Origin of the sequence: Novosphingobium sp. PC22D, assembly GCF_002556635.1 — a bacterium.
GTDB lineage: Bacteria > Pseudomonadota > Alphaproteobacteria > Sphingomonadales > Sphingomonadaceae > Novosphingobium.
Genome location: NZ_MWMO01000013.1, coordinates 84335 through 109815, shown reverse-complemented (window position 1 = coordinate 109815; position 25481 = coordinate 84335). Strand labels below are relative to the sequence as shown.

General features: G+C 66.6%; 24 protein-coding genes. 15 read left to right on the top strand and 9 right to left on the bottom strand.

Annotated features, from left to right (window positions below):
• Positions 1–89: 89 nt before the first annotated feature.
• A complete protein-coding gene (locus B2G71_RS17610; RefSeq protein ID WP_098108055.1) occupies positions 90–1475 on the bottom strand; it encodes a dihydroorotase family protein in 1386 nt (461 codons plus the stop codon).
• Positions 1472–2470, bottom strand: a complete 999-nt coding sequence (locus B2G71_RS17605) for a GTP-binding protein (protein WP_098108024.1) — start codon at positions 2468–2470, stop codon at positions 1472–1474. The genes B2G71_RS17610 and B2G71_RS17605 overlap by 4 nt, the downstream gene beginning before the upstream one ends.
• 120 nt (positions 2471–2590) lie before the next feature.
• Between B2G71_RS17605 and B2G71_RS17600 the strand changes: the two genes are divergently transcribed.
• Genes B2G71_RS17600 through B2G71_RS17575 form a run of 6 tightly spaced genes read left to right on the top strand, consistent with a single transcriptional unit; the run spans position 2591 to position 8122 of the window.
• Entirely contained in the window at positions 2591–3463 is an 873-nt protein-coding gene (locus B2G71_RS17600) for an isocitrate lyase/phosphoenolpyruvate mutase family protein (protein WP_098108023.1), read from the top strand.
• Positions 3460–4155, top strand: coding sequence for an isochorismatase family protein (locus tag B2G71_RS17595; RefSeq protein WP_098108022.1), 696 nt, complete (start codon positions 3460–3462; stop codon positions 4153–4155). The genes B2G71_RS17600 and B2G71_RS17595 overlap by 4 nt, the downstream gene beginning before the upstream one ends.
• A complete protein-coding gene (locus tag B2G71_RS17590) occupies positions 4152–4511 on the top strand; it encodes a hypothetical protein (protein WP_098108021.1) in 360 nt (119 codons plus the stop codon). The genes B2G71_RS17595 and B2G71_RS17590 overlap by 4 nt, the downstream gene beginning before the upstream one ends.
• Positions 4511–5365: an alpha/beta hydrolase gene (locus B2G71_RS17585; RefSeq protein WP_098108020.1), complete on the top strand. Its 855-nt coding sequence runs from the start codon at positions 4511–4513 to the stop codon at positions 5363–5365. Before B2G71_RS17590 ends, B2G71_RS17585 begins: the two co-directional genes overlap by 1 nt.
• Complete coding sequence (locus tag B2G71_RS17580) at positions 5358–6563, top strand: class I SAM-dependent methyltransferase (protein WP_098108019.1); 1206 nt, start codon at positions 5358–5360, stop codon at positions 6561–6563. Before B2G71_RS17585 ends, B2G71_RS17580 begins: the two co-directional genes overlap by 8 nt.
• 2 nt (positions 6564–6565) lie before the next feature.
• On the top strand, positions 6566–8122 hold the full coding sequence (locus B2G71_RS17575; RefSeq protein WP_141521601.1) for an FAD-binding oxidoreductase: 1557 nt from the start codon (positions 6566–6568) through the stop codon (positions 8120–8122).
• 40 nt (positions 8123–8162) lie between these two features.
• Here B2G71_RS17575 and B2G71_RS17570 read toward each other — a convergent pair whose 3' ends face one another.
• Entirely contained in the window at positions 8163–9590 is a 1428-nt protein-coding gene (locus B2G71_RS17570) for an MFS transporter (RefSeq protein ID WP_168176404.1), read from the bottom strand.
• A 308-nt stretch (positions 9591–9898) separates the two neighbouring features.
• Here B2G71_RS17570 and B2G71_RS17565 point away from each other — a divergent pair, with 308 nt between their 5' ends.
• From B2G71_RS17565 to B2G71_RS17545, 5 genes are all read left to right on the top strand, one after another.
• The gene (locus tag B2G71_RS17565; RefSeq protein WP_276306929.1) at positions 9899–11068 is read left to right on the top strand and encodes a CaiB/BaiF CoA-transferase family protein; all 1170 of its coding nucleotides are present in this window, start codon (positions 9899–9901) and stop codon (positions 11066–11068) included.
• A 3-nt stretch (positions 11069–11071) separates the two neighbouring features.
• Positions 11072–12487, top strand: coding sequence for a 3-isopropylmalate dehydratase large subunit (locus tag B2G71_RS17560; RefSeq protein WP_098108016.1), 1416 nt, complete (start codon positions 11072–11074; stop codon positions 12485–12487).
• Between the two features lie 2 nt (positions 12488–12489).
• Positions 12490–13098, top strand: a complete 609-nt coding sequence (leuD, locus tag B2G71_RS17555) for a 3-isopropylmalate dehydratase small subunit (protein WP_098108015.1) — start codon at positions 12490–12492, stop codon at positions 13096–13098.
• Positions 13099–13359: 261 nt separating this feature from the next.
• Positions 13360–14133, top strand: coding sequence for an arylmalonate decarboxylase (locus B2G71_RS17550; RefSeq protein WP_098108014.1), 774 nt, complete (start codon positions 13360–13362; stop codon positions 14131–14133).
• Between the two features lie 49 nt (positions 14134–14182).
• Positions 14183–15385 (top strand): NAD(P)/FAD-dependent oxidoreductase, encoded by a 1203-nt coding sequence (locus B2G71_RS17545; protein WP_098108013.1) that lies wholly within the window; start codon positions 14183–14185, stop codon positions 15383–15385.
• A gap of 85 nt (positions 15386–15470) precedes the next feature.
• On the opposite strand, the gene B2G71_RS17540 is transcribed toward B2G71_RS17545, so the two are convergent.
• Genes B2G71_RS17540 through B2G71_RS17525 form a run of 4 tightly spaced genes read right to left on the bottom strand, consistent with a single transcriptional unit; the run spans position 15471 to position 18938 of the window.
• On the bottom strand, positions 15471–16391 hold the full coding sequence (locus B2G71_RS17540; protein WP_098108012.1) for a polysaccharide deacetylase family protein: 921 nt from the start codon (positions 16389–16391) through the stop codon (positions 15471–15473).
• Positions 16388–17308: a polysaccharide deacetylase family protein gene (locus B2G71_RS17535; protein ID WP_098108011.1), complete on the bottom strand. Its 921-nt coding sequence runs from the start codon at positions 17306–17308 to the stop codon at positions 16388–16390. Before B2G71_RS17535 ends, B2G71_RS17540 begins: the two co-directional genes overlap by 4 nt.
• Positions 17308–17988, bottom strand: coding sequence for an isochorismatase family protein (locus tag B2G71_RS17530; protein ID WP_206049441.1), 681 nt, complete (start codon positions 17986–17988; stop codon positions 17308–17310). Before B2G71_RS17530 ends, B2G71_RS17535 begins: the two co-directional genes overlap by 1 nt.
• Positions 17985–18938 (bottom strand): hydroxymethylglutaryl-CoA lyase, encoded by a 954-nt coding sequence (locus B2G71_RS17525; protein ID WP_098108009.1) that lies wholly within the window; start codon positions 18936–18938, stop codon positions 17985–17987. Before B2G71_RS17525 ends, B2G71_RS17530 begins: the two co-directional genes overlap by 4 nt.
• 389 nt (positions 18939–19327) lie before the next feature.
• Between B2G71_RS17525 and B2G71_RS17520 the strand changes: the two genes are divergently transcribed.
• Complete coding sequence (locus tag B2G71_RS17520; protein ID WP_168176403.1) at positions 19328–20182, top strand: alpha/beta hydrolase; 855 nt, start codon at positions 19328–19330, stop codon at positions 20180–20182.
• 58 nt (positions 20183–20240) lie between these two features.
• Here B2G71_RS17520 and B2G71_RS17515 read toward each other — a convergent pair whose 3' ends face one another.
• Positions 20241–21044 carry a GntR family transcriptional regulator gene (locus B2G71_RS17515; RefSeq protein ID WP_168176402.1) on the bottom strand — a complete coding sequence of 268 codons (804 nt, stop codon included), beginning with the start codon at positions 21042–21044 and terminating at the stop codon, positions 20241–20243.
• A gap of 258 nt (positions 21045–21302) precedes the next feature.
• On the opposite strand from B2G71_RS17515, the gene B2G71_RS17510 reads away from it, so the two are divergent.
• A complete protein-coding gene (locus tag B2G71_RS17510; protein WP_098108006.1) occupies positions 21303–22148 on the top strand; it encodes a helix-turn-helix domain-containing protein in 846 nt (281 codons plus the stop codon).
• 8 nt (positions 22149–22156) lie between these two features.
• Here B2G71_RS17510 and B2G71_RS17505 read toward each other — a convergent pair whose 3' ends face one another.
• Complete coding sequence (locus B2G71_RS17505) at positions 22157–23479, bottom strand: MFS transporter (RefSeq protein WP_098108005.1); 1323 nt, start codon at positions 23477–23479, stop codon at positions 22157–22159.
• A 183-nt stretch (positions 23480–23662) separates the two neighbouring features.
• Here B2G71_RS17505 and B2G71_RS17500 point away from each other — a divergent pair, with 183 nt between their 5' ends.
• Complete coding sequence (locus tag B2G71_RS17500; RefSeq protein WP_098108004.1) at positions 23663–24631, top strand: aldo/keto reductase; 969 nt, start codon at positions 23663–23665, stop codon at positions 24629–24631.
• Positions 24628–25470: an alpha/beta hydrolase gene (locus B2G71_RS17495; protein ID WP_098108003.1), complete on the top strand. Its 843-nt coding sequence runs from the start codon at positions 24628–24630 to the stop codon at positions 25468–25470. The genes B2G71_RS17500 and B2G71_RS17495 overlap by 4 nt, the downstream gene beginning before the upstream one ends.
• The last annotated feature ends 11 nt before the right edge of the window (positions 25471–25481 follow it).

The following is a 25481-nucleotide window of genomic DNA, read 5'->3' as shown; positions in this document are numbered from 1 at the left end:
ACGGGCGTTAGCAAAGGCGGCGCGGCGATTGTTCAGCGGGCGGACAGAATGCTCGCTACGCGACGAAGCGGATGTGACGCGGCCTTGTCTCAAGCGAGGACGGGCGCCTTCGGAGCCGTCGACGCGCGCGGCAGGTAGCGTCCGTATCCGCCCGCGCCGGTGACGGTTCCCTCGAGCATGATCGTCTCTCCGCGCAGGATCGTGCGGACCGGCCAGCCCTTCAGGGTCCAGCCCTCGTAGAGGCTGTAGTCGGAGTAGGAGCCGAGCTGCGCGGGATTGACCTCGCGCGCGTGTTCCAGGTCGACCAGCGTGATGTCGGCGTCGTTGCCGGGCACGAGGCCGCCCTTGCCGTGCAGACCGAAGATCTCGGCGGGCCGGCTCGTCAGCAACCGCGCGATCCGTTCGAGCGAGAGCCGCCCCCTGTGATAGCCCCGGTCGAGCAGCACCGGCAGGATCGTCGCGGTTCCCGGAAAGCCCTGCGAAGCCGACCACACCGGCTTTTCCTTGGTCGCGCGCTTGCGCGGCACGTGGTCGGAGGCGACGACGTCGATCGCGCCGTCGGCCAGCCCTTCCCACATCGCCGCGACGTCGTCGGGGCTGCGGAACGGCGGATTGGCCTTGCCGATGCCGCCGAGGTCGACGTCCCAGTCGTGCGTGAGGTAGTGCGGGCAGGTCTCGACCGTCACCTTGTCGTAGCGCGCGCGCCAGAAGCGCACCTCATCGAGCGCCATGCGCGTCGAGATGTGCGGGATGTAGATGCGCGCGCCCAGCTTCTCGGCGAAATAGAGCGCGCGGATGGTGCTTTCCGCCTCGGTGATCGCGGGCTTCGAGAGGTTCCAGTCCTTGAGCGTCGCGCCGCCCGAAGCAACCGCCTGGCGCCGGAATCGGTGCACCAGTTCGATGTTCTCGGTGTGCACCACGATCGTCACTTCGCCGAGCGCGGCGGCGCGTTCGAGCAGGGCGTGAAAATAACCGTCGTCGGTGCCGTCGAGACCGAGGTAACGCCCCTCCTCGCCCTTGAAGTTCATGAAATACTTGAACGAGGTTACACCGTAATCGCGGATGTAGCTTTCCATCTCGTCGATGTGGGCCTCGTTCGCGACCGAGAAGTGGAAGCCGAAATCGACATGCGAGCGCGCCGCGGCGTGCGCGTATTCGGCGTCGAAGATGTCCTTGTACGATCGGCTGGAGAGAAAATAGCCGATGATCGAGGTGAAACCGCCCTGCGCGGCGTAGACCGTTTCGGTGCTGTATTCGCTGACCGGCTCTCCGAAGCCGAAATGCACGTGCGTGTCGATCAGACCGGGGAAGAGATGCAGCCCGCTCGCGTCGATCGTTTCGCGTGCGGCGACGTTCATGCCCGGCGCAAGACGCGCGGCGATCCGCCCGTCCTTCAGCGCGATGTCGCCCTTCGCGATCCCCTCGCGCGGATCGACGATCGTGGCATTGGCGATGACGAGATCGAATTCGCTCATGATACGTCCTCTGCGCCAGGCGGCATTGTGCCTTCGGGAACGGAAAGCCAGTCCAGCAGAGGCTCGATTTCCTCGCGCTCGCAGTCCTGGACGATGCAAGTCAGATGGCCCGCGACGCTCGCCTGCCGGGCATCCGCGGCGGCGAAATCGAAGCGTTTGCGCACGCCCTGCACCAGCACGGGATCGCCGCCGCATTCGACCACCCCCTTGCAGCGCAGCAGCCGGTCACCGAGCACATGGCCGATCGCGGCCGCGAAGGCGGCGAGACCCGCGCGGGTGACGTCGCCGCGAACTTCGAGGTCATGTGCCTGAACGCCGTGGGTGTGGTGGCCGCGCGCCGCATGCTCGCGCCCCGGCTTCGCTGCCGCGCCATGTCGTGCAGGCGGCGCCGCCAGCAGAATGGCGGGATCGGCGGCAACGTCCTGTGCGCTCACCACCTCGGCAATCGGATTGAGTCCCTCGAGCCAGCCTTCCTCCCCGGTGGTGAGCGGTCCACGCAAGTCGAGCTTGGTAAGAACCACGCGGTCGGCGAGCAGAAGCTGGTGCAGCGCCTCGGGATGGCGCGCGGTCACCGCTTCCGCGTCGGTCATGTCGAGCGCGGCAACGACGAGGCCGGGTTCGAGAAAATGCGCCAGCAGGGAACTGCCGCGCAGCACCGAGAGGATGGGGCCGGGATCGGCAAGCCCGGTCGTCTCGATGACGATCCGCGAGAAAGGCGGCAGATCGCCTCCGGCGCGGCCCCGGCACAGTTCGAGCAGCGTCTCGGGCAGCGAATCGACGACCTCGCAGCACAGGCACCCGCCTTCGAGCAGCGCGACCTGTTCGGTGCGGCGTTCAACGAGCAGGTGATCGAGGCCGATCTCGCCGATCTCGTTCACGACGACCGCCGTGTCGGCGAAACCGCCCTGGCTCAGCAAACCGCTGAGCAGCGTGGTCTTTCCGCTCCCGAGGAAGCCGGTGAGCACCTCGACCCTGGTTTTTCCCGTCTGGGCCATCGCGCGCTTATGATAGCGCGCCCGCGGCCGTGCAGCCCCGGCGGGTGCCAGTGGTCGCCAGCCGGATAGCCAGGCGCTCGCGCCTCGTATCGGCGGCGCCGAGAGCTAGTCATGAGGGGCATGAACAGGCGGCGTTTCAAGGACAGGCTCGCATCGGGCAAAACCGTGCTCCTGCCGGGAGTGGCCAACCCGCTGAGCGCGCGCGTGGCTGCCGATCTCGGCTTCGAGGCGCTCTACGTCACCGGCGCGGGAGTCGCCAATTTCGAGCTTGGACTCCCCGACATCGGTATTCTCAACTTGTCCGACATGGCGCAGGCGGTCGAGCGGATCGCGGGGACCACCGATCTGCCGCTCGTGGTCGATGCCGACACCGGCTACGGCAACTCGGTGAGCTGCTACCACGCGGTACGCCGGCTCGAGGCGGCGGGCGCGGCGGCGATCCAGATCGAGGACCAGGTGTTTCCCAAGCGCTGCGGCCATTTCGAAGGCAAGGAAGTCGCCCCCGCCGAAGAAATGACTGGCAAGATCAAGGCCGCCACCGACGCGCGGCGCGACGAGAACACGCTGATCGTGGCGCGAACCGACGCCAAGGCGACCGAAGGCTACGAAGCCGCGATCGAGCGCGCCGCGCGCTATGCCGAGGCGGGTGCCGACATCCTCTTCGTCGAGGCGCTCACCAGCGAGCAGGAGCTGCGCGACGCGCCGACCCGCAATCCGCTGCCGCATCTCGTCAACGTGGTGCACGGCGGCAAGACGCCGCCCTTCCCCGCAAGCGAGTTCGAGGCGATGGGCTACAGCCTCGTGCTCTATGCCAATGCCGCGCTGCAGGCGGCGGTCGCGGGCATGCAGCACGTACTCGGCGCGCTGCATGCCGATGGTTCGCTCGAAAAGGTGGGCGATCGCCTCGCCGGCTTCGCCGAGCGCCAACGCGTGGTCCGCACGCACGAATGGGATGCGCTGCGCAAGGTCTACGAAGACGGCGGCACGGTATGACACGCCCCTGGACCGGCATCGTCAGCGAGGAGGAAGAGCGCCGCTACCAAGCCGCCGGCTTCGGTCGTCCCGGCGGGCTCGGCAAGCGCCCCGCGCTGCTGATCATCGACGTCCAGTACCGCACCATCGGCACGCGCGAAGCGCCGTTCTGGGAAGCGATCGAGGAGTTCAAGACGAGCTGCGGCGACGCGGGCTGGAATGCCGTCCGCCACATCGCGCCACTGCTCGCACTGTTTCGCGCGAAGGCTCTGCCGGTGCTCTACCCGCACGTCGCGCCCAAGGAGGCGTTCGACCAGGGACGGCTCGCCGCCAAAGTCCCGGAACTGATGACCATCTCGGCCGAAGGCTATCGCTTCGTCGAGGACGTGGCCCCGCGCGAGGGCGACATCCTGCTGCCCAAGAAGCACCCGAGCGCATTCTTCGGCACGCCGCTCGCCAGCTATCTCATCGACCTGGGCTGCGACAGCCTCGTCGTCACCGGCTGCACCACCAGCGGCTGCGTGCGCGGCAGCGTGGTCGATGGTTTCGCCTACAACTTCCGGGTCACGATCCCCGAGGAATGCGTGTACGACCGCAGCCCGGTCGCCCATGCCGTGAACCTGTTCGACATGGCCTACAAGTACGCCGACGTGGCGCCGCTCGACGCGGTGCTCGACGCGCTCGAAGCGCTGGAAACGGAGCCGGCCCGATGACGGATACGCCCCATCTTCCCCGAACCGTGCGAGGCAAGCGCCCCGCCTTCCATCCGACCGAGGGGGTCGACGAGGTCATGTCGATGGTCGTCGTCCTCGCGCAGGAAATGGCGGTGCTGCGCGAGCGCTTCGACACGGCGGAGCGCGTCATGGCGGCGCGCGGGATCGATCTCGCCACCGAGATCGAGAGCTTCGAGGCCGACGATGACGTGCTGCGGGCGCGCGAGCAGGCGCTGCAGTCGTTCTACGACCGGCTCTTCTACCTGCAGCGCCAGCGCCGCTCGGAACTCGAGAACAAGTATAGCGACGAAGCCTTTGTCGAAACGCTCGACAAGGTCGCCACCGGAGACATCTGATGACCCAAGACGAACAGCGGCGCTGGCCGCGCCGCGGCTATGCCGAAGGTCCCTTCGGCCAGGTCCATTTCCAGGTCATGGGCAGCGGCCGCCCGCTCGCGCTGATGCATCAGGCGCCGATGACCTCGGGCCAGTTCGACAATGTCTATGCGCCGCTGGCGCAGCGCGGGTTCATGGCGATCGGCATCGACATGCCCGGCTTCGGCGGCTCCGACCCGACGCCGGACACCCCGACGGTGGGCGACTACGCCCAGGTCGTGCCCGCCGTGCTCGATGCGCTGGAGATCGAACGCGCCGCGCTGCTCGGCCACCACACGGGCGCGCTGGCCGCGAACGAGGCGGCGATCGCCTTTCCCGAGCGCATCGACGCCCTGATCCTCAACGGCCCGCTGCTGGTGACCGCCGAGGATCGCCGGAAATTCCTCGAAGGTCTCCACAACTGGGAAATGAACTTCGAGGCCAAACCCGAAGCCGGGCACATGGTCGAGCTGTTCAAGATCCGCGACGGACTGGCGAGCGGCAGCATCCCGCCGGCCCGGCTGAGCGACTACGTGGTGCAGGCGCTTTGCGGGCGCGGTCGGTTCTGGTGGGGCCACCACGCGGCCTATATGTACGATCAGGACGTGCGCCTGCCGCTGATCACACAGCCGACCATGATCCTCACCAACTCGGGCGACATGATCACCTCGCACGCCCGGCGCGCGCGCGAGATTCGCCCCGATTTCGCTTTCGTTTCGCTGGAGGGCGGCGGCGTCGACATCGTCGATCAGCAACCCGAGGCCTGGGCCGACGTGGTCGCGGGTTTCCTCAATACGACGACGCACGAGGCCAGGATGGCCGCCGGCGATGCTTAACACCTTCCAGCAGGGCGAACATGCGCTGCTCCCGCGCGCCACCCACGACGAGCGGGCGCGCCAGAACTTCGCCAAGGGCCTGCGCGGATATATCCAGCGCGAAGTCCTCCCCGGCCTGACACCGCTGTTCTCGGGCGTCTCCGCCAAGGCCCGGGCCAAGGGCGACGAACTCGCGACGCGGCACGACGTTCGCAAGGCGATGCGCCGCGAGCCCTATTTCCAGTCCTACGCCGGTCTCAATCGAACCGCGCAGGAACTGCTCTGGCTCTCGGTGATCGATGCGATCGAACACGACTGGAACCGGCTCTCGGCCGAGGTCGAGGCGCGCGCCGGGCAGGGCGGCGAACTGCGCATCCCCGAAAACTTCGATGTCCCGCGCTATGTCACCGCGCTCGACATCCACTGCATGCCTGGAGGCTATGCCTCCGCGGCGGACCCCGCGCAGTTCGCGGCAGGAGCGCTATACGAGCGCGGGGTCTATCTTTACGCGATGGGTTACGGCGGGCCGTTCAACGACGGCAAGGGCCGCTCGGTCTGCAATTATCTGCTGAAGCACCTGCCCGGCTTCGAGCCCGCCCGAATCCTCGACATGGGTTGCTCCGTCGGCCATTCGACGTTGCCTTACGAGGAAGCCTACCCCGATGCCGAGATCTGGGGCATCGATGTCGGCGCGCCGCTGGTCCGTTATGCCCACGCCCGCGCCGCGGAGCTGGGATCGAAGGTCAACTTCGCGCAGATGAATGCCGAGCACACCGATTTCGAGGACGGTTCGTTCGATCTGGTCGTCAGCCACATCATGCTTCACGAGACCTCGGGCAAGGCGATGCCGAAGATCTTCGAGGAGTGCTTCCGGCTGCTGCGTCCGGGCGGGTGGATGGTCCACTGCGACCTGCCGCCATTCGACCTGATGGACCCGCTGACCCAGTTCATCCTCGACAACGAAACCTACTACAACAACGAGCCGTTCTGGGGCGCGATGCGCGAGATCGATCAGGTCTCGCTCGCGAAGAAGGCCGGCTTCGAGGCCGATACGGTGCGCTTCGACACTGCCCCGATGGTGATCCAGGCCTATGCCGACGAGTCCGCCAAGGGCTATGACAAGGACGCGGCCAGCGCCGTCGCCGACCGCGAGTTCAAGGCGGGCGAATATGCGCCCGGCGGCGGCTGGGAAGTGCTGATCGCACGCAAGGGAGCCTGACCTTGGCCGCCGCAGCCCCCCTGCCCGCCGCGCTCGCCGACCTGCCCTCGCGCCTGCCCGAACAAGACGCGCGCTTCTACGCAAGCGACGTCTACCGCAGTTTCGCGACGCCGGGCGCGGTCTTTCGTCCCACCTCGACCGATGAGCTGACGAGGATCGTCACCGCCGCCGCATCCGCCGGGCTGGCCATCCACGTTCGCGGCGGCGGCGTGTCCTACACCGACGCGCATGTGCCCAAGAGCGCGCAGAGCATCGTCATCGACAGTTCGGGCATGAACCGCATCCTCAGGATCGACCGCAAGGACATGACCGCCACGGTCGAACCCGGCGTGACCTGGGAGCAGCTCCACCGCGAGCTCGAACCGCATGGCCTGAAAGTCCCCTTCGTCGGCACTTTCAGCGGCCTTGCGGCCAGCGTGGGCGGCACGTTGAGCCAGAATGCGAACGGTCACGGCAGCAACGCCAACGGGATTTCGGCGGAAAGCGTGGTCGCGCTCGACATCCTGACGCCCGACGGAAGGATCGTGCGCACCGGCACCACCGGGGACGCGAGCGAGGGCGGCCGCTTCCGCAACTTTGGCCCGGACCTTGCCGGGCTGTTCCTCGGCGATTCGGGCGCGCTCGGGATCAAGACCGCGATCACGCTCAAGCTGCTCGAGCGCAAGCCCGCGCGCGAGACCGCCTCGTTCGCCTTCCCCGGCTTCGCCGCGCTGCACCGCTGCATGTCAAGCGTCGCCGCGATGAAGATCGAGGAGAAGTCGTTCGGCCTCGACCTCGCGCTCTCGCAGGGCCAGATCGCCAAGCAGGACACGGGCACGATGATGGCCGTCGCCAAGGGCGTCTGGCGCTCCTCGCCCAATGCCGTGGCCGGGCTGCGCAGCCTCGTGCGCATGGCGGCGGCGGGCAAGCGCGTGCTGGCCTCCGCGCCCTATGCAGCGCACTTCATCGCCGACGGCCACACCCAGGTCGAGGCACGCGCGAAGATCGATGCGATCCGCAAGGTAGCCCTCGACCTCGGGCGCGAGATCGCCAACTCGGTGCCGACCGTCGTCGCCGCGATCCCGTTCCAGCCGCTGCACAACATGCTCGGACCGGCGGGCGAGCGCTGGGTTCCGCTCCACGGCCTGATCCCGCACTCGCGGGTCGAGGCCTTCCATGCGGCCTTCATCGGCTACGTCGAGGCGAAGCGGGCGGAGATGGAGCGCAAGAGCGTCACCATCGGCGCGATGTTCTCCTCGATCGGCGCGGGCATCTTCCTCTACGAGCCCGCGCTCTACTGGACCGACACGCTCGATGAGTATCACGAGCGGATGATGGACAAGGACTATCTCGCCGGTCTGCCGCGCTATCCCGCGAACCCGCAAGGCGCCGCGCTGGTCGAGGAAATGCGCACCCACATCATCGACCTGATGCACGCGCACGGCGCCGCTCACTTCCAGGTCGGCAAGCTCTATCCCTATACGCGGGGCCGCGATCCGGGCGCGCTCGGCCTGCTTCGGGCGATCAAGGCCGAACTCGATCCGAACAATCTGCTCAACCCCGGCGCGCTGGGGATCTGAGCCTGCTCGCCGCGGGCGCGGCCCACCTCAGCGGCCCGCCTCAGGAGTGCAAGCCGGCCTCCGAGGCTTCGACCGCTGGCGCCGGCTCCATTCGCGCCCCCTCGCCGATCAGGCTCGGATCGAGCCGGTAGCGTGAGAACACGATCAGGCTGAGCACCTGCGTCCCGGCCGGGATATAGGAATAAAGCAGCTTGATCCCGGTGATCGCGCCGGCGGACTGCGCGACCGCGCCGGTGTTCGAGGACTGGAAACCGTAGAAGCTCATCACGAATCCGGCGACGAGCGGCCCCATCGCGAAAGCGAGCTTCTCGGCCGCCGACCAGATCCCCGAAAAGACGCCCTCGTTGGCGACGCCGAAGCGCCGCCGCTGGTATTCGACGGTATCGGTCAGCATCGAGAGCGACAGCAGCAGGAAGCCCGTGTTGGTGATCCCGATCAGGAAGGCGCGGACCAGCACCAGCGCTCCCTGCTCGGTCAGACGGCCCAGCAGCGGCAGCTCGAACAGCACCGGCGAGCCGGCGTAGACGTAGAACCACGAGATCGTGATCAGCGTCCAAAGGATCGAAGCGACCCAGTAGACGGGCACTTTGCCGAAATTGCGCGATAGCCAGAGAAACAGCGGCTGGCTCACCATGCTGCCGGTCGCCATCACCAGCACGAACTTGGGGATCAGATCCACTTCGCCGAGCGCATAGAGATAGAAGAAGCCGATGACCGTATAGCCCGATGCCTGGCCGATGCCCTGCACGAAACTGGTCGCGAGCAGCACCAGGTAAGGCTTGTTGGCGAGCACGGGTTTCATCTGGTGCAGCAGCTTGGCGGGCGCCGCGTCACCTTCGAGCAGGGGCACCCGGCGTAGCGCGAAGGCGGGCAACGCCATCGAGAGCAGGCACACCAGCGCGAAGGAAAACGCCATGACGTGCCAGCCGTGCGGCCCGCCGCCAAGCGCGAAGACCAGCGGCTGGGCGACGCCGACGCCGAGGATCACGCCGCCGATCGTCGCGACCATGCGATAGGCGAGGATGCGGGTGCGCTCGTGACTGTCCGCCGAAAGCTCGGAGGCGACCGCGAGATAGGGAACCGAGTAGACGCTGAAGCCGGTCGAGGCGAGCAGGAACAGCAGGCAGACCGCGCCCGCGGCCAGCCACGGACTGCCGTAGTCGGTCACCACGAACAGCGCGGCAAAGCCCAGGCCGGTGAGAAGCGCGCCCCAGAACAGGAACGGCGTACGGCCGCGCGTGGGCTTCAACCGGTCGGACCAGACGCCGACCAGCGGATCGCACAGGATCACCCAGAGCTTCGGGATCAGGATCGCGATTCCCGCGAGCCATGCCGGCACGCCGAGGATGGTCGTCATGAAGATCGGCAGGAGCACCGCCGGCGTATCGCGGAAGATCTGCGCGCCGAGCTGGCCGATCCCGTATCCCGTCAGCGTTCCCAACGGAACCCGGGCTGTCTTTGCTGTCATACGATTCCTGTCAGATGAGCGATCCGCCGCTTCCTGCCTGATCATCGCAGCCTTTGCCGCAGTGCAAAATGCCAGGCCCGCATTTTCCGCTCTGCGAACATCCTTGCGCCCCGCCGCCCCGGCTCGATGGGCCATGGCATGCGCGAACCGGCTCAAAGTTCAGCGGTTTATCCTCATCCAGCGATCATGCGAGCACACCGGGATAGCTTTCGCGCGCCCGAACGGGATGACTTGCGGACGGGGTTTAATTGTACTATTTTTATATCAATTGTGCCGCCGCCCGTACTTGCCAGTGAAAAGGATTCCCCTTGGTCGACGACATCACACCCAACGCAGAAGACCCTGCGCCGCTTGCCGGAATCCGGGTGATCGAATTCACGCATATGGTCATGGGCCCCTCGATCGGCGTGATTCTCGGCGACCTCGGGGCCGATGTGATCAAGGTCGAACCGCCGCAGGGCGATCGTACCCGCGACCTGCTCGGGTCTGGATCGGGGTATTTCCCGATGTTCAACCGCAACAAGCGCAGCATCTGCCTCGATCTCAAGGACGCGCGCGATCTCGCCTCGGCGCAGGAGCTCTGCTCGGGGGCCGACGTGGTGATCGAGAACTTCCGCCCGGGCACGCTGGCGCGGCTGGGCCTGGGCTACGAGGACATGGCGCGGCGCAATCCCGGCCTGATCTACTGTTCGGCCAAGGGCTTCCTGACCGGCCCCTACGAAGACCGCACCGCGCTCGATGAAGTGACGCAGATGATGGGCGGTCTCGCCTACATGACCGGCCCTCCCGGACGTCCGCTGCGCGCGGGCTCCTCGGTGGTCGACATCACCGGCGGCATGTTCGGCGTGATCGGCATCCTGGCCGCGCTCGAGCAGCGCCACCGCACCGGCAAGGGAAGCCAGGTCCGCTGCAGCCTCTATGAGACCACCGCCTTCCTCGTCGGCCAGCACATCGCGCAGAAGGCTGTGACCGGCCAGGCCGCGCGCCCGATGCCGGTGCGTGTTTCGGCCTGGGCGATCTACGACGTGTTCGAGACGGCGAAGGCAGACGAACAGCTTTTCGTCGGCGTCGTCAGCGACGGCCAGTGGCAGACTTTCTGCGAGACCTTCGGCCTCACCGACTTCGCGGCCAACGAGAAATGGGCCGAGAACAACGAGCGCGTGAAGGCCCGCGACGAGATCCTTCCCCGCATCCAGGCGCTGTTCAAGCAGCATTCGCGCGACGAGCTGGTCGCCCGGCTGGAGACCTGCGGCCTGCCTTTCGCGCCGATCGCGCGTCCCGACGAACTGGTCGACGACCCGCACCTGAACGCGGCCGGCGGCATCGTCGAGCTTCACTTGTCCGACGGCACCGAGGTGCGGCTGCCCTCGCTGCCGATCGAATTCGACGGCCGTCGCCCCGGGCTTCACCGCGACCTTCCCGCAATCGACGAACACGGTGACGAAATCCGCGCGGAGCTGTCGGAACACGTGCGCTAGACCATGGCATCGACGCTTTTTTCGAAGCTCTGGGACATTCACGAGATCTGCAATCTGGGGGGGAGCGTCTCGCTCATCCAGATCGACCGCATCCTGCTGCACGAGCGCACGGGCGGCGTGGCGCTGATGGCGCTGGAGGAGGCGGGCCGCAAGGTTCGAGATCCCTCCCGCGTGTTCGTGACCATGGATCATGTCGTCGACACGCTGCCGGGCCGCACCGACAAGACGATCATGCCCACCGGAACCGACTTCATCGTCGCCACCCGCGACGCCGCCCGGCGCGCGGGGGCCCGGCTGTTCGACATCGGCAATGCGCGGCAGGGCATCGTCCATGTGATGTCGCCCGAGAATGGCATCGTGCTGCCGGGCGTGACGCTCGTCTGTCCCGACAGCCACACGTGCACGCAAGGCGCCTTCGGAGCGCTCGCCTGGGGTATCGGCTCGAGCGAGGCCGAGCATGCGCTGGCCACCAACACGCTGCGTGTCGCCAGGCCGAAGCAGATGCGAATCACGGTCAACGGCCGCCTGCCCGAAGGCGTGACCGCGAAGGATCTGGCGCTGCACGTCATCGCGCGTCTCGGTTCGGGCGGCGCGCAGGGGCACGTCATCGAATATGCGGGCGAGGCGATCGCCGCGCTGACGATGGAAGAACGCATGACCTTGTGCAACATGGCCACCGAACTGGCCGCGTTCACCGCCGTGATCGCGCCCGACGCCAAGACACTCGCCTGGATGGACGGTCGTCCCTATGCGCCCGCCGGCGCCGACTGGGACAAGGCCGTCGCCGACTGGGAGGCGCTCGCGACCGACCCGGACGCCACGTTCGACCTAGAGCATGAATTCGACGCCGCCGATGTCTCGCCCATGGTGAGCTGGGGCACCGCGCCGCAGCAATCGGTGACGCTAAACGGCCACGTCCCCGCCGACGACGAGGACCGGGGCAGCCTTGCCCCGTCCAATCCCGAGGCCGATGGCCGCGCGCGCGATTACATGGACCTTCGCGCGGGCGATCCGCTCTCCGGACTGCCGGTCGACGCCGCGTTCATCGGTTCGTGCACCAATGCCCGCCTTTCCGATTTGCGCGCCGCCGCCGCCTTGCTGAAGGGCCGCAAGGTCGCCGAAGGCGTCAAGGCGATCTGCGTGCCGGGATCGGGACAGGTGAAGGCCGCGGCCGAGGCCGAAGGGCTGCACCATACGTTCCTCGATGCCGGATTCGAATGGCGCGAGCCCGGCTGCTCGATGTGCTTCTTCGCCGGCGGCGAGAGCTTCGGCGAGCGCGAGCGCGTGATCAGCACCACCAACCGCAACTTCGAGAACCGGCAGGGCCCGAAGACCCGCACCCACATAGCCTCGCCCGCCACAGTGGCGGCTTCGGCGGTGACGGGCCGGATCACCGATCCGCGCGAGCTGGAAGCCTGACCATGGAGCCGCTCACCATCGTCACATCGACCGCGGTGCCGCTGATCCGCGACAACATCGATACCGACATCATCATCCCTTCGCGCGAGATGCGCACGGTCGGCAAGAAGGGCCTGGGCGACGGGCTCTTCGCGAACTGGCGCTATACCGATGCGGCGACGCGCACGCCCGATCCCGGATTCGTGCTCAACAAGCCCGAATCGCAAGGCGCGCAAATCCTGCTGGGCGGACGCAATTTCGGCAGCGGCTCGAGCCGCGAGCATGCCGTCTGGGCGCTCGCCGAATACGGCTTTCGCGTTGTCATCGCCGAGAGCTTCAGTCCGATCTTCCACGGCAACTGCATCCGCAACGGCCTCTTGCCGGTGGTGCTGGACCCCGCCCCACTGGCGCGGCCGGGACTTGAGATCACCGTTGACCTGCCCGCGCAGAAGGTCCGCGCGGAGGGCCGGAACTGGTCTTTCGAGATCGACGGCGAGCACAAGACGATCCTCGTCAATGGGCTCGACCCGATCGGCATGACGCTGGAACTGAACGATCGCATTGTCGCGCACGAGCGCGCGGATCGGCATGCGCGCGCCTGGGCGTGGTCGGTGCTGCAAGCCGAAAGCTGATCGTCCGGTCCACGGCGACATCTGGCCGCACAAAGCGCTCCGGTAGTTCGTCTCGTCGGATCCTGTAGTCCGCGAAGTCGGGGGCGGACACGCCTCGATCGGCAATCGCCGCTCGCGATCACGGACCCTCCCGAAGCTCGGATCACCGGTCGATCGAACCCGCCTTCTCGCCTGTCGAACAGTGCGTCCCAGCATGCTCGCCGAGCCCGGAGCGCAGGCGTAGGCCACGGCAAAGGGCAATTAAAGTGGAGGGACACGAAAATGGAACCTGCGAACGGCGGGCCACCAGGAAAAGACAATCTGGGGTTCCGCAAGTTGTTCGGCGTACTCGGCCCTTCGACCAACACAACCGTCCAGCCCGAATTCGATGACATGCGGCCCTATGGTGTCACCAATCACTACAGCCGCATTATCGTCGATGACGCACAGGCCGTATCGGACGAGACTTTCATGGCCGGCACTCAGGAAATCGACGCCGGCACCGCCGACGCGGTTCGCGGTGTCATGACCTGCCGCCCGGACTACCTCGTAATGGGGATGAGCGCGGTCACCTTCTACGGCGGCGCGGAAGGCGGTCGCCGCTGGCGCGAGAACATCGAATCGATCGCGGGCGTCGGCGTCTCGACCGGCGCCGAAGCGGTCGCCGCCGCGCTGGGGGCCTACGGCAACATCAGCAAGGTCGCCTTCGTCTCCCCTTATTGGCCAAGCGCGAACGACCAGGTGCGCAACTACCTTTCGGACCATGGCTTCGAGAGCGTGCGCGACGTGCCGCTGCGCTGCCGGTCGTGGACCCAGATCGCGCAAGTGCCCGACGACACGCTTCGCGAGGCCTTCCACTATCTCGAAGGCGACGATGTCGAAGCGCTGATCCAGGTCGGCACCAACCTGTGCACCGCGCGCTTCGCCGCCGCCGCCGAACTCTGGCTGGGAAAACCCGTGATCGCCATCAACACGGCCACATACTGGCACGCGCTGCGCGCCAACGGCGTCACCGACAAGGTGCCCGGCTTCGGCCGCCTTCTCGCCGAATTCTGACACGCCCGGCGCGCAGTCTTCGCAGTCTTCATTGAACTTAGGGGAATTCATGAAAACCACCCGAAGGACACAGGTCGTCGTGGCCGGTGCAGGTCCGGTCGGCAGCGTGGCCGCCGCCTATCTGGCGCAGCACGGCGTCGACGTCGTCCTGTGCGAGACAGGCTTCGACTGCGCGCAGGATCTGCGCGCGTCGACCTTCCATCCGCCGACGCTCGAAATGCTCGATGAGCTGGGGGTGACGGACAAGCTGATCGAAATGGGTCTCAAGGCGCCGATCTATCACTGGCGCGACCGCAAGAGCAGCGAAGTGCTGAGCTTCGATCTTTCCGAAATCTCGGACGTGACGCGCTACCCCTTCCGCATCCAGTGCGAGCAGTATCACCTCGCCCGCATGCTTTCGAGCCGCGTCAGGGACGAGGGCAAGGCCGAAGTGCTGTTCGGCCACCGTATCGTGTATTTCGAGCAGGATGCCGACGGCGTCGACGTCTATCTCGAGACCGCCACCGGGATCGAAAAGGTCCGCGCCAACTATCTGATCGGGGCGGACGGGGCCAATTCGGTGGTGCGCAAGTGGCTCGAGATCGAATTCGACGGCTTCACTTATCCCGAGCGCTTCCTCACGCTTTCGACCAAGTATCCGATCGAGGAGGGGATGCCCGGCCTCGCCTATGTGAACTATGTTTCCGACCCGGAGGAATGGCTGGTCCTGTTGCGCGTGCCCTCGGTGTGGCGCGTGCTGGTGCCTGCCAACGAGGAAGACGAAGCCTTCCTGCTCTCGGACGAGAAGAAGAACCAGGTCTTCACCGGCATCATGGGTGACGGCAGCAAGGTCGAGACCCAGCACCGCACGATCTATCGCGTCCACCAGCGCGTGGCGAAGAAGTTCAACCAGGGCCGCGTGCTACTGGTGGGCGATGCCTCGCACCTCAACAATCCGCTGGGCGGATTCGGCATGAACAGCGGCATCCATGATGCCTTCAACGCCTGCGGCAAGCTGGTCGAGATCATCAAGAACGGAGCGGACGCAGGCCTGCTAGACAAGTTCGATCGCCAGCGTCGCACGGTCACCTTCGACTTCACCCAACGCCAGACCATCGAGAACATGGAAACGATGCGCGCCGGCCAGGGCGAGGCGCACAAGAAGCGCCGCGCCGCCATGGCGGCGCTGGTCAACGACGACGAGAAGCGCCGCGCCTATCTGCTGCGCCAGGCGATGTTCGAGAGCCTCGAACAGGCCGCCGCGATCGACTGATCCTCCCCGTGGGCTGCATCGTCCCTTGCGTGGCGATGCAGCCCATTCCGGACCGCGAATCGCCGCCGCTACAAGCGGCGCGTTCTCATTCCGGGGCTTTCTCGGGCAGCGCGGCACAAAGATCGCCCGCCGTCAGGAAAGCACTCTGCGGCTGCTCGGCAAGCCAGCCCAGCAGGCGCTCGAACGCGCCCATGCGGAACGGCAGGCCCATGACATAGGGCGTCAGGTGCAGCGGCAGCACGCGCGGGGCCGCCTCCCCGGCAAGCCAGCGGTAGGCGTCCTGCATCTGCTCGACGTAGGAATCGGCGGAATGCTGCTGCGTGACGATGATCTGCCGGTCGGACAGCTCGTGGTTGTAGGGCACGTTGACCAGCGTTCCGGCGGGCGTGGTCTGCCGGTAAGGCAGATCATCGTTCACCCAGTCGAGCGCATAGGCGAAGCCCTCCTCGACCAGCAGGCGCGGCGTGTTCCAGCTTTGCGAGCGGGCCAGCGACATCCAGCCCTTGGGCGCCGAGCCCGTCGCGGCGGCAAGCGTGTCGCGCGACTTGCGGATCAGCGCGCGCTCGGCCGCCTCGTCGAGAGAGCCGTCGATCGTGCCGTCCATGTCGGTCGAATGCGCGACGATCTCGTGCCCGGCCGCGACGATGTCGTCGATGATCGTGGGATAGCGCTCCGCGATCGCCGCGTTGACCGCGATCGTCGCCTTGGCGCCCGCCTTCCCGAAGGCGTCGAGCAGGCGGTAAAAGCCCACACGCGTGCCGTATTCGCGCGCGGTGTAGTGGCGGAAATCGGGATAGGCCGTCAGCATGTGGCCGGGCGCCTTGAACGGCGCCTCGCCCGGCACGATCGGGAACCATTCCAGCGACACCAGCAGCGCCACGGCCATCTTCGCGCCGCCCGGCAGCGCCAGCGGAGCGCGCTCGTGAATGGCCGACCATTCGTAGAGATCGTGGTCCATGCCTTTGCGGCGCATGGGATATTCCAGGTATTGCGGATCGAGGCTCATGCCCTGGCTCCTGCATAGCGCGCGGTGTCGGCCTCGGCGGTCTCGTAGCCGCCGCTCGCGAGGAAATGGTCGGCGATGTCGCCGCTGCGCGTGATCCAGGCGCGCCCGTCGGCGGCGATATGGCGCAGCACTTCCTCGAAGGGGCCGATGCGGTGCGGCTGTCCGATCAGATAGGCGTGCAAGGGAATGCACATCACCGTTCCGCCCTCGTCCGCGAGCCGGTCGTATTGCCGGATTAGCGTCTCGGCGTACTCGCGCGGGCTCATGTTGTAGACGAAGAAGCCGTAGTGGTCGTTCACCTCGAGGCTGTAGGGCATCGAGATCAGCTTGCCCGACTTGACGTGGACCGGATTCGGCCGGTCGTCGTGATAGAGGTCGCAGGTATAGGTCAGGCCGTATTCGGCGATCAGGTCGAGCGTGCGCGGCGTGTGCGTCAGCGCGGGAGCCAGCCAGCCCTTGATCGTCTGCCCGGTGGCTTCGCGCACGGTTCTGATCGAATCCTCGATGATCGCGCGCTCCTGCGCCTCGTCCATGCCGTAGGAATAGCGGGTGTTGTAGATGCCGTGGCTGAAGAACTCCCAGCCGCGCGCCTGCGCGTCGGCGACGATCTCCGGCATGTGCTGGCACATCGCCACCGATAGGCTGACCGAACCGGGAAAGCCGTGCTTCGACATCACCTCGGCCATACGCCAGTGGGCGACGCGGTTGCCGTAGTCGCGATGGCCGTAGGGCACGATGTCCGGATGCGGCCTGGGCCACGACTTGCGATGCGGATTGGCGGGCGGGTCGATCTCGTAGAACTCGATGTTCGGAGAGACCCAGACCGCCACCTTCTTGCCCCCGGGCCATTCCAGCGGCGGGCGGTCACGCCAGGGCCGGAAATCGTAGAGACCGGGATCGCGTTCGCCTTCGCGCATTATCGGCCTCCGAACCAGTCGATGACGTCCTGCACGGGCACGACGTCGGCATACTTGAGCTGCAGGTCGGTCAGGTTGGCGTAGTGATAGCTCTCGTGCTTGTCGGCGCAGGTCTCGATCGGGACGATGGTGCGGTAGCCGCGGCTCAAGGAGTCGACCGCCGTCGCCCGGACGCAGCCCGAGGTCGAACCGCCGGTGACCACGACCGTATCGACCTGGTGCCAGACCAGCAGGCTTTGCAGCGGTGTTTCGAAAAAGGCGCTGGGCATGCGCTTGGTGTAGATCGCGTCGGCGCCCCGATCGATCTCGCAGCGCGCGTCGAACTCATGGCGGCGGCTGCCGACCTTGATGTTCTGCAGGCTGTCGGGCGTGTCGGTGCGCGTGCCCCACACGCCCGCGTCGGCGGCGCTGTCCATGTAGGCGACGTGCGTCCAGATCACCGGCATCCCCGCCTTGCGCGCGAGCGCCGAGATGGTGTTGGCATATTCGATCTGACGCGGATCGGTTTCGTAGGCGGTCTTGAACTCCTCGATATTGGTATAGGCGTTCTGGAAGTCGACGTTGACGATCGCGAGCGTCTTGCCGAACCCGAATTTCGCGCGGGCCGGATTGGCCATCACGTCTTCGAAGATCTGCCTGGCGGTGCGATTGTCGCTGACCATTTTCGTTCCGAGTGTCATGCGTCTTCCTTCAGGTTTCGGGTCTGAACGCCTTCGCCCGCCCAGCCCTTGGGCAGGCCCGCGTCCGCAATGAAGCCGTAGAGCGGTTCGTCCGGCAGCGCCGCCGCGACGATCTTGCGCGCCTCGAGCAGCCCCTCGATCGAGATCCCGGTGGTAAAGCCCATCGACTGCAACATGAACACTAAGTCCTCGGTGACGATGTTGCCGCTGGCGCCGGGCGCGAACGGGCATCCGCCGAGCCCGCCCTGCGAGGCGTCGAACGTGGCAATGCCCACCTCGATCCCGGCCAGTACGTTGGCGAGGCCGAGCCCGCGCGTGTTGTGCAGGTGCAGGCCCTGCACCGCCGCGTCCCCCACTTCGCCGCGGACCAGCTTTACGAGACGCTTGACCTCGCCCGGCGTCGCGTAGCCGGTGGTGTCGGACAGGCCGACCTCGTCGCAACCCGCCTCCATCAGCCGCGACGCGAGCGAGAGGATCTGCGCGTCGGGAATCATGCCCTCCAGGGTGCAACCGAACACAGTGGAAAGGCTGCCTTCGAAATGGGGCCTGCGGTCTTCGGGCCGTCCGCGAATCATCGCCGCGACGGCCTTCACCTCCTCGATCACCTGGTCGTGCGTCTTGCGCAGATTGGCGAGGCTGTGCGTCTCGGAGACCGACAAGGGCAGCGTCAGCTTGTGCGCGCCCGCGGCCAACGCATCTTCAGCGCCGCGGCGATTGGGAACCAGCGCCGCCACGGTGACGCCGGGATGCCTGCGCGCATGCGCGACGATCTCGGCGGTATCGGCCAGTTGCGGGATCAGCTTGGGGGGAACGAAGCTGCCGACCTCGATCTCGCTCACGCCGGCGGCGACGAGCGCGTCGATCCACGCCTTCTTCGCCTCGGTCGGCATCGTCGCCTTCACGTTCTGGAGCCCGTCGCGGGGTCCGACTTCGCTTACCAGTATCTCCATCGAGCTGCCTTGCGCCTTGCCTTTCGCTATCCGGGACGGACCATTTTGTTCTATTTCTATATCAAATATCCGCGAGGGCAAGCTCTCTCTCCTCGCGTGGCGGACAAGACCGGCACGGTTCCGACCCCCGCCACACACGTTCGCTCTCCCGCACGCACGAACGGAGCCACGGCCGGCCCGCTCCCGCCGCGTTCGCGCATCGCGCGGTGACCCGACGGGCCGGCGCGGCGCGCCGGACTTGCGCTCCGCGAAGACCGGGTGCCCGCTGCTCACCTGTCGAACATCCTCCAACCCGGCGATGCCGCGCAGGCTCACGCATGCCTAGCATCCGCGCTCGATCGAGACGGCGGGGGGCCATATCCGAAGATGATCACAGCCGGGCGGTCACGATGAAGCGTCCGAAAGCCGTCGCGCTGCCCAAGGTCCGCCGCGCCTATTGCGACGGCCCCCACGGCCAGGTGCACTACCGCATCGCCGCGCCGCAACGCCCGCGCAAGCCGCCGCTGGTCTGCCTGCACCAGACGCCGAAGTCCGGCATGGATTACGAACCGATCATGCCCCTTCTGGCGCAGGACCGCGTGGTGCTGGCACCCGATACGCCCGGCTACGGCGGCAGCGATCCGCCCTCTCGCCCCATCGGCATCCCCGCCTTCGCGAGATTCGCCGCGCTGTTCATCGGTACGATGCGGCACGCCGGCTTCATTGGTTCCGAGCCGGTCGACGTGATGGGGTATCACACCGGGTGCATCACCGCGGCCGAACTGGCGACGAGCCAGCCGACGCTGGTGCGCAAGCTGGTGATGGTCAGCCTGCCCGCCTTCGACGCGCGCGAACGCAGCGAACACCTTGCCCAACTCGACCGGTTTCCCACCCCGCGCGCCGATGCAAGCCATGTCGGCGATCTGTGGCGAGTGATGGAAACCCTGCACGACAGCCGCGTCGGGCTGGACTGGAAGCACGCCTCGCTCGCCGAGGCCCTGCGCCCGGGCGCGAGACTGCCATGGGGCTTCAAGGCGGTCTACGAGTACGACTTCCTCGCCACGCTCGACCGGCTACGCAACCCGGTGCTGCTGTTGTGTCCGGGCGACGACCTGTGGGAGCCGACCCAGCGCCATCACGATCGCATCGCCAACCTCACTATGATCGAGAAGCCCGGCGCGGCCCACGGTTTCCTGCTGGTGGATGCGCAGGAGGTGGCGGAGGAAATTCGGCAGTTCCTCGATCAACGGCCGCCCCGCCCCTGACCGCCCCGGACGGCGGACGAGCCCTCGGGTCGCAGGCGGTCGCGGATGTCCGGACAAGTCAGCCGAACTGCGGGGTGAACTGCCCGGTCTCGTGCATGTCCAGCGTCAGGCGGTAGCGGTCTGCGCGGTAGTAGGCGTTGGTCACCAGCACGGTTTCGCCCCGATCGTTTTCCACGAGGCGCTCGACATGGAGCACGGCCGCGCGCGGTTCGATCTTGAGCAGCGTCGCCATTTCGGGGTCGGCGTTCATCGCCTCGATCGTCTGCACCGCGCCGCCGATGTGCATCCCCGCATCGCGCAGCAGCGAGAGCAGCGGCGTGCCGGTAAGATCCTCGGGCGTGAAGCGAACGCCAAGGCCCGTGCGCAGATGGCTGATGATCACGCCCAGTGGCTGCCCCTTGGCCGAACGCACGCGCACGGCCCGGATCGCGGGCTCGCCTTCCGAAAGGCCGAGCTTTTCGGCGATCGTCTCGTCGGCCGGACCGGTCGTCACCTCGATCACCTTAACCGCGGTGTTCTGACCGAATTCGATCAGCGACTCGACGGCCTGGTTGATCGGCGCCTCGATCGGCTTGTGCGGCTCGCGATAGATGACGCGGGTGCCCAGCCTGCGGCGACGCTCGACATAGCCTCGCACCGCCAGTTCATCGAGCGCGCGGCGGGCCGTGATGCGCGAGACATGATAGGATTCGCCGAGTTCCATCTCGGTCGGCATCGCGGAACCGAAAGGACGGGCTCCGCGCGAGATCTCGTCGCGCAAGGTCAGGTATATCTGATGATAAAGGGGGATCGCGGCGCCCCGCGCCAACTGGTGCCTTTGCTCGGCATTCGCACCGGTTGCCGCACGCTTTTCCGTGTTCACCCAGAATTCCCTCTTCCGTTTCCGCTTTTGTCTAGTTGCTTGTCGCCCGACAGGCCAGAGCGGGGCGGCCAAGAATCGCCTGGCGAGCAAGCCCGGATTTCGCCTTTGGAGAGTCGCCGCCGCTGCCGGATGACCGCTTGCACGGCCCTAAAATCTTATTTAATTACTATTTATCAATATGTTATTATTTTTATGTACTGATATTGAAACAATTGCGCCGTCGCCATATGGTTGCACTGCACAACGAGGAAATATTGCATGGCAACACGGGCGATCATCCCGCTCCGTTCCTACGGTGGAAACGAGGCGGAGCTGGACAACGAATGCAACGACAACGACCGCGGCATTCCGATCCGCTCGGTCAGTCGGGCAATCTCGGTCCTGCAGGCGATCAACAGCCACAGCTCGTTGACGATGACCCAGATCGCGACGGATTCGGGCGTGCCCTATCCCACCGCCTGCCGCATCGTGAAGACGCTGCTTTACGAAGGCCTGATCGAGCGCGAGGACAAGACCAAGCGCTATCGGCCGACCGCGAAGGTCCGCACCCTCGCCAGCGGCTATGACCACGCCTCAAACCTGGTCGAAGTGGCCCGGCCGCTGATGGAGCGGCTTACGATCAAGGTGGGCTGGCCGATCTCGCTGACCACGCGTGTCGGCCGCTCGATGGTGCTCGCCGCCTCCACCCACGCCATGACCTCGCTGACCTTCAACGAATACGAGCGCGGCTATGCCATGCCGATCCTCGAATGCGCGGCGGGCATGATCTACCTCGCCAATTGCGAGCAGTCGGTACGTGACGCCATCCTCGGCCAGTTGCACCAGTTCGGCGACGACGAGACCCGCCACATGGTCCAGCTCGCCGGTGAGGGCGGCCTGCTGGAGACCATCCGGAAGGACGGTTACGCCACGCGCAGTTTCGTGCAGCACACCCGCAATCCCGGCAAGACGTCAGCGATCGCCGTGCCGGTCATGCACGACGACAAGATCGAGGGCGCGCTGACCGTGGCGGTGTTTTCCTCGACCATCGACCTGCGCACCGCCGTCCGCGACCTCATGCCCGGATTGCGTGACTGCGCGGCCGAGATCTCCAGCCTGCTCTGACCGCGCCGCTAGCCGGCTGCCCGGCGCCCGCGTCCCATCAGCCCGAGAACCGCGAGGCTGAGGATGACGGCGGCCACATGAAGCAGGCCGATGAGGGTGAACGGCGCGGTCGGCCCTATCGCGTCGAACAGGTAGCCCGCCGCCAGCGAAGCGCCGATCACGCTGACCGTGCCGAAGATCGCGAGCAGGCTGTAGGCCGTCGCCCGAAGATGCGAAGGCGCTTCCTGCCCGAAGAAGGCCTGCTGGCAGATCGTCTGGCTCGCCTCCACCGTGCCGACCAGAATGGCGAAGACGTAGATCCCCCATCCCGATACGCTGCCCACGAGCGGCGCGCACACGAAGACCGCGCCGACCGAGGCGATCGACACGAGATACATCGCGAGGCGGCTGAAGCGGTCGAGCAGCGGCCCGAGGATCGGCGGGACCAGCAGGTGCATGAAACGGATGATCGCCGTCAGCACTCCGGCGATCTCGAGCGCGTGCACCGTGCTGAGCCCCTCGCGCGCGCCCTGGATGGTCACCCAGAGAGCAAGAAACGAAGCGATCACGGCGTCGTCGGTCCGCACCACGAACGAAGTGACGACCAGCGTTGCGAACGAGCGGTTGCCCCGCGTCTGCGCCATGACTTCGCGAAAGCCCGAAACGAAGCCCGCGAGCCCGGGCTTCGCCTCGGGGCGCTTGGCCGGACGGTCGTTCATCATGAACAGGGCGCCGAACGCCGCGACCCCCAGTCCGAGAGCGGCCGCCAGCCACAAGGCCCATGTCCCCGCTTCGCGCGCGCTCGCACCCGCCGCCTGCAGCCAGCCGGGAAGATGCGCGCCGACGCCGCCGATCAGCGCTGCCGCGAGGATCGCCATCCAGATCATGACCAGCGCCATGAACTTCCCGCGCGATCCGTTGTCGGGATAGTCGAAGAATTTGGCCGGGCCGCTCGCGGTGTGGAACGTCGAGGAAATGCCGAAGAAGATGCGGATCACGAACAGCGCGAGCACGCCCGAGATGATCGGATAGACGAGCGCGCTGATGCAGAAGCCCAGCAGGGCGGCGAGCAGCAGGATCTTGCGCCCGATCCGGTCCGACAAGGCGCCCGCCAGCCCGACGAACAGGATCACGCTGAACTGCTGCACGGTCATCAGTTGCCCGGCGAGCCGTCCCTGCTGTTCCGCGCCGATGCCGACGACCTCGGAATAGACGAAGGGCTGCATCACGTTGAGGAACGCCGTCAGCGTCGAGGCGATGCCCGTCACGGTCAGAAAGACGAAGACCTCGCGCGCCGTGATTCCGGGCGCGAGCACGATCGGGCCTATCCTATGAGCTTTGTCCTTGGTCATCTGGCCTCCGGTGACGTCGCGGACGAGGATAGGGACAGGCGGGTTACACCCCGCACCGTTCGCCACGGTTGATCGCGTGGTGAGCAGACCGCGGACGAGCCCCGCGCGCGCCGCGATCGGGACGATAGGGTCCGGCCGATCGCCTCCACCGAGGGAGGCAGGAAATCATGAAGGAGCTGCAAGGTGCGCTACGCTAGACTGGGCGGAACGGGACTCGTCGTATCGCGGCTGGGATTTGGCGCCGGTTCGCTCGGCGTGGGCGAAACGCTGCCCGGCCTCGTCAAGAACATCGACCTGGAAACCGCGACGCGCGTCGTCGGCAAGGCGATGGATGCCGGCATCACCATGTTCGATACCTCGAACAAGTACGTGAACGGCCAGTCGGAAGAACTGCTCGGCAAGGCGCTGGGCGACCGGCGCGGCGACATCGTGCTCGCCACCAAGTGCGGATTGCCGGTCGGCCCCTCGACGCTCGACAAGGGACTGTCGGCGCGGCACGTGATCCGCGAGTGCGAGAAGAGCCTGAAACGGCTCGGCACCGACTGGATCGACGTCTACTACGCCCACCAGATCGATCCGGAAGCCCAGCTGGAAGAGACCGCGCGCGCCTTCGAGCATCTCGTTACGAGCGGCAAGGTCCGCTACGTCGCGGTCTCGAACTGGCCGGCATGGATGACGGCGCGGATGCAAGGCATCAATGAACGCATGGGCCATGCGCCGATCGCGGCCAACCAGGTCTACTACTCGCTGCTCGGCCGCCAGGTGGAGCGCGAACTGATCCCGCTCGCCAGACAGACGGGTCTCGGCATCGTCGTCTACAGCGCGCTCGCCGGTGGCTTTCTCAGCGGCAAGTACGAGCGCGGCAAGGAAGCGCCGCCGGGAACGCGCCGCGCGACCTTCAACATCTCGCCCAAGTTCGAGATCGAGCACGGCCACGACGTGGTCGACCTGCTGCGCGATCTCGCCAGGCAATACGGCGTCGCGCCCTCGCACATCGCGCTGGCGTGGACGATGCAGCGCCCGGCGGTGGCCTCGGTGCTGTTCGGCATCAGCCGCGAGCAGCAGCTCGACGACAATCTTCCGGCCGCGGATCTCGTCCTCGAGGATGAGCACGTCGCCGCGCTGGACGCCATCACGGAGCCCACCGAATGACCACGCTCGTCGACCGCGCCTTCGTCCGCATCGCCGAAGGCCTCGTCCATTATCGCCATTGCGAGGGGCAGCAGGACAGCGGCGTGCCGCTCTACATGGCGCACGCCGGCCCCGGCAGCTCGCGCGGGCTCGAGCCGCTGATCGCCGCCTTCGGCGAGACGCGCCGCGTGATCGCGCCCGACATGCTTGGCAACGGCGATTCCGATCCGCCCGCCAAGGACGGCACGGGCATCGCCTACTACGCCGACTGCGTTGTGCGCGTACTCGACGCGCTCGGGATAGAACGCGTGGACTTCTACGGCACGCATACCGGTGCGCTGATCGCGATGGAGCTTTCGGCCCATCACCCCGACCGGGTGCGCAGGCTCGTGCTCGACGGCGTGATGGTGCTCGACGAAGCCGGGCGCGAGGAAATGCTGGCGAACTACGCGCCCGAGATCGAACTCGACGAGCACGGCGGCTATGTGCAGTGGGCCTACCAGTTCTGCCGCGACATGATGCTGTTCTACCCCTACTTCAAGCGCGATGCGGAGCATCGAACCGACCGCGGCCTGCCGCCGCCGGGCTTCATCCATCCGATGCTGGTCGACGTGATGAAGGCGATCGGGACCTATCACCTCGCCTATCGCGCCGCGTTTTCCTACGACGTGCCGGCCGCGATCGCGCGCATCGCGCACCCGGCGCTGGTCACCTGCCAATCGTGGGACCCGCTGCGGCATTCGCTCGACGAGGTTCGGGCGCTCATGCCGCAAACGCGGGTCGTGCTCCATGCCGATGGCACCACACCGGACGACATCGCCCGGCTGGGCAGCGGCTTCCTGGACCAGGCCGCCGCCTGACCGACGGCAGC